A 13,785-nucleotide genomic window follows, 5' to 3' on the forward strand; every position below is an offset into this window, starting at 1 on the left:
AATCATACAAGATTGGAATGAAATGAATGACTACAAAAACCGCGCATATTGTCGCACATTCTCACTGGGACAGGGAGTGGTATCTATCCTTCGAGAAACACCGAATGCTGCTCGTTCAGCTTATGGAGGATTTAATCGAGACGTTTGAAAATGACCCGGAATTTACGAATTTCCATCTGGATGGGCAGTTTATTGTGCTGGAGGATTACCTGGAAATCATGCCGCACAGGTCGAACCAGGTCCGCAAGTTAATTGAACAGGGCAAGCTGATTGTCGGTCCATGGTACATCCTTCAAGATGAATTCCTCGTCAGCAGTGAAGCCAATGCACGCAATCTGTTAATTGGTATTCAAGCCTCTGAACAAATGGGAGGATATGCGAAAATCGGATATTTCCCGGATTCCTTCGGCAATATGGGCCAGGCACCACAGCTCATTAGCCAGGCGGGCATTGAGGTAGCTGTATATGGACGTGGAGTGAAGCCAGTTGGATTCAATAACGAAATTCAATCTGGCAATGAGCATACTTCCAAATACTCGGAGATGTTTTGGGAGTCACCCGATGGTACTCGTGTACTGGCGATCCTGTTCGCCAATTGGTACAACAACGGCATGGAGATTCCGGTGGAACCGGAGAAGGCGAAAGCTTACTGGACCGACAAGCTGGCTGCCGCAGAAGAGTTTGCTTCAAGTTCGGAACTCCTGTTCATGAACGGATGTGATCATCAGCCGCTCCAGAAGGATCTGACACAAGCGTTAAAGACAGCTACCGAGATTATGCCAGATGTGATTTTTCGCCATTCCAGCTTTCCCGAGTACATTCAGGCTTTACAAAAAGCGAAACCACAATCATTGGATGTCATTCGCGGTGAACTTCGAAGCCAATGGACCGACGGCTGGATCACACTTGTAAATACTGCTTCAGCAAGGGTGTATATCAAACAGCAAAATGTAAAAAGCCAGACGTTACTGGAGAAAGTGGCTGAGCCGCTGGCAGTCATGGCCTCTCTGAACACGGGCATTTATCCACGGCATGAACTGTTATATGCCTGGAAGACGTTACTGAAGAATCATCCCCATGACAGTATCTGCGGGTGCAGTGTTGACGAAGTCCACAGGGAGATGATGACCCGGTTTGCCAAATCGCAAGAAGTGGCTGAAGCCATTTCGGTTCAGAGTGCTTGTACATTAGCTGAATCCGTGGATACATCTGGCTTTGACGCAGATTGTGCGTTGCCTTTTGTAGTATTTAACACTTCGGGACATCGTCGATCCAATGTGATTGTAACTAGATTAGACGTTGAGCGACGTTACTTTGATCACCAGCCTCCGCATGAAAAGTATCAGGAATTCAAGCGCGAATATGAAGCTTTTGACCCGAATGATTGGATTGTATTGAACGCGGAAGGCAAGCAAGTAGCAGCCGTAATCACACCCGTTGGACCGACATTTGGATATGATTTGCCGGATAACCGATTCCGTCAGCCTTACTGGGCCTATCAAGTGGATATAGAGCTTCATGTCCAGAACATCCCGGGTTTTGGATATCATACTTTTGCTCTTGTGCCTCAGAGTGTTTCTGGAGAGGATGCGCTTAGAGAACAGAATACCCCTAAACTTGTTGCAGGAGAGCAAGGGATGGAGAACGATTATCTGCGTATCGAGATTGCGGGGGATGGATCGTTTACCATGTTGGACAAAGTGAACGGACGTAACTATACAGGGCTTGGCATTTATGAGGATACGGGGGATATCGGAAATGAGTATATGTACCGACAACCGGATCATGAAGCTCCGTTGACTACGCAGGGGCTGCCTGCCCGGATTAAGCTGGTGCATCATACACCACTAAAAGCCGTTTACGAGATCGTGCATAAGTGGGAGCTCCCGGCCTGCGCAGATGAACTGCTGGATGAAGAGATCCGTTCCATGATTCCATTTCGTTACCGGAAATCCCGGCGGGTTGATGAAACTAGGGAGGTGAGTATTCGTACTGAGCTGAGTCTTGAAAAAACGGAGCGTTCGGTTGGCATTAGAAGCTATATCGATAATACGGTTCAGGATCATCGAATTCGCATGTTGTTCCAAACGGGACTCGAAGCAAGTCATGTTACCGTTGACTCTATTTACGAACTGGCAAAGCGCCCGATACAGCCGGAAGCGGAATGGAGAAATCCTAGCAATGCGCAGCATCAAAATGCATTTGTCAGTATCAGCAATGGTCGTGAAGGGCTGACGATTGCGAATAAAGGTCTTAATGAGTATGAAGTATTAGCTAGTCAGAACACCATTGCTGTGACACTCCTGCGTGGGGTTCGTGAGCTTGGGGATTGGGGCGTATTTCCAACGCCGGAGGCCCAATGTCTCGGACAGCACATTCTGGAAATGGAGCTCATCTCACATGATTTGGATGTTATAGAGTCCGATGCTTATGTGCAGGCGTATCAGTTCCCGGTTCCCTGGACCGTTCAACAGACAGGCGTACACGGTGGTACGTTACCCGCTATTCACGAGTTTTTGCAATGGGAGGGTGATCATCTTGCTTTTAGTGCGCTTAAACGGGGCGAGGCAAATGATGACATGCTGTTCAGGGTGTTCAATGTATCACCGGAGACGACTTCACTGAAGGTAACGCCTTCGTTTGAAGCTAAGGAAGTGTACGAAAGTACCATTGTTGAAGATCGTGGTGAAGCCATGAAGGTAGCGGATGAGGGAAGTTATGTTTTGAATGTGGGACCGGCAAAAATTCAAACGATCGGCATTCAACCCACAACACGTTAAAATAAACAATTCAGTCTTGGAGTTCTCTCCACTGCTGCGGCTTGAAAACGGATGCATCATATTCCATATACAACCATACGACAACCCTGTTTTCGTGCAGCTTGATTACATGATCAATCAAGTTAATGGGAGGTACGATTGTGAACAAACGATTATGGTTAGGTGCCAGGTGTACCATTTCAGTGCTGTTGACGATTGTCATGTTATGTTCAGGGCTATACATTACACCAGCAACCACACACGCGGCAGCCGAGAGGGAAGATATTATTGAACAGGGAGACGTTCATCTAAATGATGTGTCACCTGACTCGGTAAGTATTACGTTGGGGGAAACTCCCGATCAGCAGGGCATTACTGCTCGTCCCGGCGATGGACCTCCAGCAGGTCTCCAAGTGGGGACGTTTGACGGCAAGGCGTATTGGAAAACCAATCAGACGGTGAATCCAACGAATCCGGCGGATAACATCCTGTATTTTTACTTCAATGTTGCGGATGAATATCTGTTTGAAAATACCGATCAGGACGTATTCGTCACTGTTGAATATTACGATAACGATAGTGGAGCTATGGTTCTCCAATACGATTCGAAGCAATCCAGTTTCAAGGATGCTCCTTTGTTCCGTTATGAAAATACGGGAACGTGGAAGACCCATACCTTCAAGCTCAGCGATGCCAATTTCGGTAACCGCACCCATGATGCGGATTTCCGAATCGGGGTTAGCGGCGCAGGCGCACCAGCCAACAATCCGGAACTTCATCTGGCGAAAGTAACCGTCCATAAGCAGCCTCAGCAGCAGGCGGGTGCTCAGACCAAGGTCTATGAAACGGAATTCCCTACATCAGATATCGTCATTGCAGATCGGAGCGTAACCGATTATGGAGCAATAGGGGATGGAGTTTCAGACGATACTCAAGCGTTCAAGGAAGCGCTGGCAATAGCGGGAAATCAAGGCGGCGGAGTTGTGTTCGTGCCATCCGGAACCTACAAATTAACCGGAGAGCTGGTTATTCCAACAGGCGTTACGCTTCGCGGAGATTGGGCGAATCCCGACGAGCATGACGGGCTAGTTAAAGGAACGATCCTTGCTGTATATGGTGGCAAAGGTCAATCTAACGGGAACAGCTTCATCAAGCTGGAGCCTTCCAGTGGGGTAACACATGTGTCTATCTGGTATCCCGAACAGAATATGAATAACCCGGTGGCCTATCCATGGACGATGGAACAGCTTCCAGGTGACAGTACCACGGTGAAAAATGTAACACTCGTCAATGCGTACCAGGGGATTAAGATTGGCCCGGAATGGAACGAACTTCATTATGTGAAAGATGTATACGGCACTACACTGAAAACCGGTATCTTTCTGGATTTCACAACAGACATTGGGAGACTGGAAGAGCTTCACCTGTCCCCGGATGTATGGGCAAGCTCAGGTTTGCCGGGAGCACCTGAACGGTCTCAACTGCGTGAATATATGATACAGCAATCAGAAGGTATCGTGATGGGGCGCTCGGATTGGGAGTATATGTCGAATATTCATATCTCGGGTTACAAGACAGGGATACGAATCACGACAAGAACAGGAAGCCTTGAAACAGCCAATGCGCAGCTGTACAAGATCCAGATCGACGACTGCAACGTAGCGCTGAAGATTGAAGGCGTCAATGATTATGGATTGCTGGTAACAGACAGTCAATTCGAAGCGAGTGCTGGTCCGAATCCTGTAGCCATTTATGCAACGGAAGGCTTTCACTCCATTGCCCAGTTTAACAGCGTAACGGTGGGCGGGGAGCCCAAACATGCGGTTGTGAATGAAGGGCGTGGAACGTTGTCCTTTGAGAGCAGTTCTTTCGAGAATTGGAGTGAAGGAAGCGGAGATTACGCCATAGTTGCCAAAAGTGGTTCGCTTATACTGGGTAGTTCTACCTTCGCCAAGCCGGATCGGCACCTGCTTCTTCAGGGAGATGTGGCAACAATCAATGCCATCCATTCCGGACACGAAGGCAACCTTGCAGTGAACGATGAAAGTACCTCGGCGGAACTGAACATCCATCAGGAAGAAAATTTGGTGTTGGAAACGATCCCTAATGTTCCTTCAGTGGATATTGCTGTGCAGCCCAAGCCGGGTACTCGCGAATTGTTTAACGTAGTGAGCCAGCCCTATTTGGCTGATAACACAGGGAATACGGATTCATCCCAAGCCATTCAACAGGCATTGAATGATGCCGAGGAGGCAGGTGGAGGAACGGTCTATATGCCGGCTGGCATATACCGCGTTGAGCAGGCTTTGGTGGTCCCGACTGCCGTAGAACTGCGGGGTAATTATGATGTACCTCATCATACAATCGGGAATGGAACCGTTATTTTTACGAACTATGGAGAAAACGACCCCGATGGCGATGCCTTCATTCAGCTGAAGCAAGCAGCAGGGTTACGCGGGTTATCCGTCTATTACGACCAACAAACATGGTCTGATGCCCATCCGGTGAAGCCTTATGCTTGGACTGTGCAAGGTCAAGGGGAAAACGTATACCTGATTGATACAACCTTGGTTAATCCCTATCAGGCTGTCGACTTCGGCTCCCATGATACAAGTGGTCATTATATCGATTATGTTGCGGGATCTCCGCTCAAGGAAGGCATATATCTTGGTGGTGGGGCAGACGGAGGATACATGCGGAATGTGCAGTTCAATCCGCATTATTATGGACGAAACAATTATCCGAATCATCCATCCAATGATGAAGAATTTAATCAAATTTGGAATTATCAAAAAGAGAATCTGGACGCCTTCCGTATTGGTGATGTTACCAATCAGGTTATTTTCAATACATTTGTATACGGTTCAAAGTACGGTATTCATTTTGAAGAACAGAATGGAAGAGGGCCTGAGGCTGTCGTTATTGGTCATGGCACGGATGGCAGTAAAAAGGGTGCGGTATTGCAGCATGCGGGAACAGCAGGTCTTTTGTTTATCAATACAGAGCTTGTTTCCATGAGTACTACAGACAAGGTGTACGTGGAGGTTGGGCCCAACTTCAGCTCTAAAGCGGTGTTCTTCAATACGTCCATGTGGGGAGATACAACAAGGTCCTTTGATATTCACGGAGGAGATATTCGCATACAGCAGGCAAACTTCACAAACGTTGGTGAAATCGGCATTAACGCCATTGGAGGTGATATCACCCTCTATAATTCCTATTTCCAACAGCCTCGTACGAATCATGTGGTTGCAGGTCCAGACATCGAGAAGATGGTGATATCCAACAACCTGTTTAATGGAGGTTTTCAGATTGAGAATGAGGCCCCACCCGGAAAAGTGACGGGTACCAATCTGTTTCCTTTGGCACTCAAGCTGAACCAGCTAGGATATGATCCATCCAGACCAGGTGAACCCGGAAGCACGCTGACTTTGACGAATGTTGCAGGTGCAGCTTTGCTGAAAGGGCAGATCGAGCTGATTGAGCCGAGCGTGTATCAGTCGATGTTTAAGTCAGTGCGATTTGATGGACTGGGTATTGGAAAAAGCATGGATGTGGCGCTTCCCTATATATCAAGTGATTTGCTCAAATTCAAAGTAACGCTTGAGAACGGGTTCCGTTATGAGACTTCAGTCAAGCTGTCACAATCCTTTGCCGCACAAAAAGATGCTGCTGGAACGCTGCCGTTCATTGAGGTTTCCAGTCCGGAGCACTACAACAGTGTCGGTGGAAGCTGGGGAGGTACGAATGACCTCAGCATTCAAGCTAAAGCAAGTTGGGATGCGGAAAATCTGATTCTCCAGGTGGACGTCAAGGACGATATTCACCATCAATCCAATACCAATGGCGATATATGGCAAGGAGACAGTTTACAGCTCGGTATTGACCTTGGCAAAGAGGATGGGGCGGCCAGCAAACAGGTGAATGAGCTTGGTTTTGCACTGAATCAGGAAGGTGTCATTACGAAATGGAGATGGAGAGCTCCAGAAGGCGTTGCTACAGGGATATTGGAATCCGCTTCTGCCAACATTACCCGGGACGAGACGACCCATATTACTCAATATCAAATTAAGTTACCTTTCGGAGCACTTCATCAGGAAGGGTACACGTTCCGACCAGATAAACCCATCGGCTTTGCATTGCTTGTCAATGAAAACGATGGGGAAGGGCGATCAGGTTTTATGGAGTTTAATGGAGGGATCGGTACAAGTAAAGATGCGCGATTATTCGGAAACTTGTATCTGCTCACGGGTGATTACGTGACATTGTTGGAGCAATCGGCTGAGGTGAGTGTTCGTACTGCGGAGCAAAAGAAAGATGTTACCTCTATAGACACAGCATCCAACTTCGTCAATCTGCTGCCGGGCGGAACATTGAAGTCCTCATTACTCGTGAGACTTGCTGCTCTTACATCAGGTTCCAATCCGAATCACGGGGGACCCAATCCACAGCCAGGCTCGGGTTCGGGCTCAGGTTCAGAGCAAGGGAATGGAGCAGGCTCTCCGACTGGAGGGAAGAAAGAAGCAACCCCCGCCGCTCCTGGTGCTGTAATGAAGCTCCAGCCTAAGCTGGATAAAGCTGCAACATTGGCAACAGCCGAGCTCACCAACAAGATGATGGAGGATGCATTTAACCGCATCGCCCCTGATCAGGACGGGAAAAAGAAGCTGATTGTGGACATCGAGTCCGTGGATGGAGCTGAGGGATACGCATTGACACTTCCATCGAGCTTTTTGCAGGAAACACCATCTACCCACTGGCTGGAGATTCGAACAGGATGGGGAGTGCTGCTGGTTCCGAGCAATTTGTTGGCTAATACCCAAGGAACGCTTGGAGAGAGTATCACCTTGATATTAAGCAAGGCTGACCGAAGCCATTGGAGTTCCGAGATGAAATCAGACTTCAGAGAACGGCCTGCGATCTCATTATCTGTCATATCGGATGGCAAATCCGTTGCATGGCAAAATTCCATTACGTCAATCACAGTAAGTTTACCTTATCAGCCTAATGTAACTGAACTTCTGGACCCGGAAAAACTCGCAGTACAACGTATAACGGATGACGGTCAAATGACCTCCGTTCCGAATGGGAAGTTTCATAAAGAATCAGAACAAATGGTTTTCAAAACACGGCAAGGTGGAGTTTACGCGATTACTCACAATAATCGAACATTCCAGGATATCCGGCAGTTATCATGGGCCCGCCACGCTATCGAAGTTCTGGAGTCCAAAGGGATTATTCGTGGCATGTCAAAGGCAGAATATCAGCCTCAATCCATGATCCGCCGAGCGGATTTCGTAACCCTGCTTACCCATGCCTTAGAATTACAACCTGATCAGGGAACCAAGGTGGAACCCTTCGTGGATGTACCTGAGCAAGTTTATTACGAACAGTCCGTAAATACTGCAAGAACGCTGGGCATCATTCAAGGGGCCGGTGCCGATCGATTCTCGCCAGCGTCTCCAATTACCCGGGAAGAAGCAGCAGTTATGATCTACCGAGCTTTGCAAGTTATTGGGATGCAGCCTCGTCCTCTTCCTGAAGGCGAATCCGGTCTGAATGGTTATAAAGATAATCATTTGATTAAGGCATATGCCCGCGATGCCATTGACTCGTTAACCAGATCAACCATTATGGAAGGAAGCAATGGCAGCTTCCATCCGGAAGATACATTGACTCGTGCTGAGACAGCGGTGTTGCTGTATCGCTTATACAACCGTTTGCCTTAAATCTTCCGGTAGGAGCGAAATGGAGCATATGAGGAGAGGGAACATATGGCTAAAATTACACGGATAGAATGCATACGCACAAGGCATGACGGAAGCTGGACGATTGTGAAGATTTCGAAGGATCAGGATGGTCTTTACGGACTGGGGTCCGCTTCCGATCTTTATAATCCAGAAGCGGTGGTACAGGTCATCGAACAACTGCTGGCACCATTACTCATAGGAAGGGATGCATCCCGAATTGAAGATTTGTGGCATCTCATGCATATGAGCGGATATTGGAGAAACGGCGCAATTCTTCAGACCGCCATTGGTGGCATTGACATGGCTCTGTGGGATATCAAGGGCAAAGAAGCAAATCTTCCGGTATATCAATTGTTGGGAGGGGCCTGCCGTGCGGCAGTTCCCTGTTACGGCCATGCCGGAGGCGCTGATATCAGCGAGCTGAAAGAAGATGTATCTCGTTTTATGGAAGAAGGGTATACGGTCATTCGAGTTCAGATGGGAGGTTACGGTGGCGGGGGATTTGTCAGCGGCAAGGAAGCGAATTTGCCAAACGAGCCCTGGAGTAGCGGCCCTGTATTCGATGAACATGCGTATCTGCATGCCATCCCTGACATGTTCGAGAAGTTGCGCCTTGAATTTGGGAATGGAATTCAGTTTACCCATGATGTGCATGAGCATTTGTCTCCCATTCATGCCATACAGCTGTCGAAGCGGCTTGAGCCTTATCATCTTTTCTTTCTGGAAGATGCACTTGCTCCGGAACAGATCGGATGGTATCGACAGCTTCGTCAACAGAGCGCTACGCCGCAGGCCGTGGGAGAATTATTTGTTAATCCTCAGGAGTGGACTGGTCTGATTCAAGAGAAGTTGATTGATTTTATCAGAGTTCGGGTATCGAAAGCAGGCGGAATCAGCGCTTGCCGCAAGATCGCTACACTGGGCGAAGTCTACGGAGTACGAACAGCCTGGCAGGAGGGCGGGGAGAATGATCCTGTTAACCAGGCAGCAGCTGTCCATCTGGATATGGCTATGTGGAACTTTGGTATCCAGGAAATCAATCATTTTAAACCTCATGAGTTGGAGGCATTCCCGGGACATATCGTCAGAGAGGGCGGATATCTGTATCCCTCCAACAAACCGGGACTAGGCATTGAACTGGATGAAGTGAAGGCCAAATCATTACTAAGTGACTCATGGGATCCCGACAAATATCATCGGCCGTATCCTCTGGACCGCAAAGCGGATGGGACTTTGGTGCGACCCTAACGAAGTGACCAGAACAGACAGGAGAGATATAGGAATGAAGACGATTGCAGTTACAGGCGGAGGCGGAAAGCTGGGTTCACAGGTCATTGAGAAGCTGCAATTACAGGGTCATGATGTCGTATCGCTGGATAAACACCTGTCTGACCGGGTCCGTTGCAGACAGATTATTGTTGATTTGAACGATTATGGTCAAGTCGTGGGAGCGTTTGCCGGAGTGGATGCGATCATCCATCTGGCCGCGATTCCTGCGCCGCTTCACTACCCTCACACGTACATTTTCGCTAATAATACACTTTCTGGATACCATGTACTGGAAGCAGCCTCTTTGCTCGGTATACCAAAGGTGGTTATGGGCTCCAGTGAATCATCCTACGGATTTGCCTGGGCCAACAAACCCTTCGCTCCCAATTATTTCCCGGTGGATGAACAGCATCCGCAACAGCCGCAGGAATGTTATGGCCTGTCCAAGATCGTTAATGAGGTCACTGCCGAGATGTTTCATCGGAGAAGCGGAATGCAGATAATTTCCCTCCGTTTTTCAATGATTGTGGGACCGGGAGAGTACAGACATCTGGCTATTACGAAGGCGGAAACGTTCAAGCACATATTGTGGAGTTACATTGATATCAGGGATGCCGTGGATGCTTGTTTGGCTGCTCCGCACGTCGATTATGATGGAGCTGCTCACGTTAATGTTACCGCTAATGACACGTTAAGCGATCACCAAACGACAGAATTGCTCGCCACCTTTTATCCCGAAGTAAAAGATCTACGGACAAATTTCTCTAATCGAGAAGCCATGGTCAGTAATGGAATGGCGAAAGAGGTTTTATCCTGGGGTCCGAAGCATTCGTGGACGGATGAAGAACAGGAGCAGTTTACACGCAACTAAAATGAATAGGGGGATACTATGCTAAATTTCATGCAAAAAAACAAGAGGGTTTTGGCTTTTGCAAGTGCGGCATTATTGATTCTTACGTTGTGTTTGTCTATTTCTCCTTCCATCGTATCGGCCGCTTCCGCCTTTAATCAAACGCAGGCTTCCAGCTATAACAGTCAATCCGGAGTCCAGCTGGAAAGTTCCAGCGAGGGCGGCCAAAATGTCGCATTCATAGACAATGGCGATTACATCGTATTCAACAATGTGGATTTTGGCAGCGGTGCCAATTCAATCGACGTTAGAGTGGCTAGCAACAACAGTGGCGGTACCATTGAGGTTCGTCTGGATAGCCTTAATGGAACACTCGCGGGAACGGTAGCTGTTCCGGGTACGGGCGGGTGGCAATCCTGGCAAACCAAGTCCGGGGCGATCAGTGGTGCCACTGGTGTACACACGGTCTACCTTAAATTCACTGGCGGAACCGGAAATTTATTCAACCTGCTCTGGTTCAAGTTCAGTGCTTCTGCCGCAGGCAGCGGAGGCGATGTCGTAGGCAAATTGTATGCCGGATATCAAGGCTGGTTCAACGCAGCTGGAGACAGTTCGCCGAACGGAGGCTGGGTGCATTGGTCCAAAAATAGCAGTGCACCAACAGCAAATAACAATGTGAATTTCGAACTGTACCCGGACCTTCGGGAATATTCCAAGCTGTATCAGACAAGTCTGGCGAACCTCGGTAATGGTTCTCCTGCCAAATTGTTCTCTTCATATGACCAAGAGACGGTCAACAAACATTTTGAGTGGATGCAGACCTACAATATCGACGGTGCAGCATTGCAACGGTTCGGCGCAGATGAGAGTGACACACCTAACAACTGGAAAAGCAACCGGGACAGCGTAGCCGTCAAGGTTAAGAACGCTGCGGAATCCTATAATCGCAAGTTCTATGTCATGTATGACATTACGGGAATGAATGCGAGCAACTGGGTACAGGCAGTCAAGCATGACTGGACGACCAATGTCGTGAACAGCATGCACCTCCCATCATCTTCGGCCTATGCGAAGCAGAACGGCAAGATGGTTGTCTGTATCTGGGGCATTGGCTTCACGGATCGTCCGGGTACTGCAGCAGAGGCGGCCGATTTGATCGGTTGGTTCAAAAATCAGGGAATCTATGTCATCGGCGGTGTGCCTACGTATTGGAGAACGGGTAACAATGACTCACGATCTGATTTTATAAACGTCTACAAATCGATGGATATGATCTCGCCTTGGTCTGTTGGCCGCTTCGGTAATATTCAGCAAGCAGACAATTTCAAAACGAATCAACTTCAGCCTGACCTGGCCTTCACCCAGCAGAATGGAATTGATTATCAGCCAGTGATCTGGCCGGGTTTCGCTTGGTCCAATATGACCGGTGGCCCAAGAAACGAAATTCCGCGTTTGCATGGTGACTTCATGTGGAGGCAGGCCTACAATCTGAAGAGTATAGGTATCAATACCGGATATATTGCGATGTTTGACGAATACGATGAAGGTACTGCCGTTGCTAAGGCGGCAGAGAACAGCTCCATGATTCCATCCAATCAGTATTTTCTGACGCTGGATGCCGACGGTGTTGCCGTATCTTCTGACTTTTATCTCCGTCTTGCAGGGGACATCAATCGCATGTTCAAAAACCAGATTCCAGCGACGGCAAACCATCCAACAAGCCATCAATAGAGCCCAAAGGGCGCGATTTTAACAAGTGAGTATTCGTTCAGGAGGATTAAAATGACTACTAATGATATTGACTTTGAGACCTTACGCCAGAAGACTACATCCCTTAATCCAGCAATCACATCTATATATACAGCAGATCCTTCGGCCCATGTATGGGATGACGGCAAAGTTTACATTTACGCGTCTCATGATATGGACCCAGCCAGAGGCTGCGATCTCATGGACAGATATCATGTTTTCTCCTCGGAGGATATGGTTCACTGGTTGGACGAAGGGGAAATACTCCGTTCAGACGACGTTTCCTGGGGCAGACCGGAGGGAGGTTTCATGTGGGCGCCTGACTGTGCGTACAAGAATGGAACCTATTACTTCTATTATCCGCATCCGAGCGATTCGAACTGGAATGATTCCTGGAAGATCGGGGTTGCGACCAGTCGCTACCCAGCGCATGGCTTTACGGATCAAGGATATATCGAGGGGCTTGGCGGGTTTGCACTGATTGACCCGTGTGTACTTGTAGACGATGACAACAGCGCTTATATCTATTACGGTGGCTGCAGTGTTTGTCTGGGAGGCAAGCTCAATGAAGATATGATGTCACTGGAGGACGGCATGACAGAAATGCAAGGGCTCGAGGATTTTCACGAAGCAGCCTGGGTATTCAAAAGAAACAAACTTTATTACCTTACCTATGCGGATAATTTGGAAAACAACAACCGTATGAGATACGCAACAAGCGAGAATCCGTTTGGCCCTTGGACGTACCGAGGCATTTTTCTGGAGCCGACCGGCTGTTCCACGACCCATGGCTCTGTAGTGGAATTCAAAGGGCAATGGTATCTTTTTTATCACAATCAAGCGATCTCTGGTGAAGGTACGCTGCGCAGCGTATGTATCGACTATCTGGAGTTCGATGAAGATGGTTCCATCAGACCTGTGGTTCAGACAAGGGAAGGTGTGTCCTCCGTCGGTCCAGCTCCGATTCCTGTCCAGCAACGGAAGGTTTATGCAGGTGCATCCAGCCAGATTTTTGGCGGAGCTGAAATCAGGGAATTGCAATCCGGTCAAACCGTGGTCGGGAATCTTCAATCATCAGAAGCGTACGCCTTGTTTAAGAATATAGATGGAGGCGAAGGCGGCAGAGCATCGATTGAGCTCCATTATGCGACAGGTGAACGATTGGCTAAATTGCATCTGACGGTCAATGACCAGGATTATTCCTTGCTGAATGCGCTATCCACTGGCGGTTTGCAGGAATTCGGTGGGATCACCAATATCACCGTTCCTGTGAAGCCAGGCAATGTTAACACCATCAAAATTTCAGGTGGAAATGGTGAAATTAATCTTCTATGCGTCACCGTTATCCCACTGTTGGATTAATACGTAAGAAACTGGATATACGTCTAAACCTCAGGAGAGTTTTCCT

6 protein-coding genes are annotated in these 13,785 nt (G+C 48.3%); all 6 read left to right on the top strand.

Translation table 11 applies throughout. The features are described from left to right. Positions 1 to 26 precede the first annotated feature (26 nt). Positions 27 to 2,780 (top strand): alpha-mannosidase, encoded by a 2,754-nt coding sequence (locus tag ACFTRD_RS10930; RefSeq protein ID WP_379379650.1) that lies wholly within the window; start codon positions 27 to 29, stop codon positions 2,778 to 2,780. A 140-nt stretch (positions 2,781 to 2,920) separates the two neighbouring features. Beyond that, a complete protein-coding gene (locus ACFTRD_RS10935) occupies positions 2,921 to 8,488 on the top strand; it encodes a glycosyl hydrolase family 28-related protein (protein ID WP_379379652.1) in 5,568 nt (1,855 codons plus the stop codon). Between the two features lie 45 nt (positions 8,489 to 8,533). Further along, positions 8,534 to 9,757, top strand: a complete 1,224-nt coding sequence (locus ACFTRD_RS10940; RefSeq protein WP_379379654.1) for an enolase C-terminal domain-like protein — start codon at positions 8,534 to 8,536, stop codon at positions 9,755 to 9,757. 34 nt (positions 9,758 to 9,791) lie between these two features. Beyond that, positions 9,792 to 10,649, top strand: coding sequence for an NAD-dependent epimerase/dehydratase family protein (locus tag ACFTRD_RS10945; RefSeq protein ID WP_379379656.1), 858 nt, complete (start codon positions 9,792 to 9,794; stop codon positions 10,647 to 10,649). 18 nt (positions 10,650 to 10,667) lie between these two features. Further along, positions 10,668 to 12,359, top strand: a complete 1,692-nt coding sequence (locus tag ACFTRD_RS10950) for a carbohydrate-binding protein (RefSeq protein ID WP_379379658.1) — start codon at positions 10,668 to 10,670, stop codon at positions 12,357 to 12,359. 51 nt (positions 12,360 to 12,410) lie between these two features. Beyond that, positions 12,411 to 13,739, top strand: a complete 1,329-nt coding sequence (locus ACFTRD_RS10955; RefSeq protein ID WP_379379660.1) for a family 43 glycosylhydrolase — start codon at positions 12,411 to 12,413, stop codon at positions 13,737 to 13,739. The last annotated feature ends 46 nt before the right edge of the window (positions 13,740 to 13,785 follow it).

The sequence above is a fragment of the Paenibacillus sp. NPDC056933 genome, assembly GCF_042674385.1.
Classification (GTDB): domain Bacteria; phylum Bacillota; class Bacilli; order Paenibacillales; family Paenibacillaceae; genus Paenibacillus.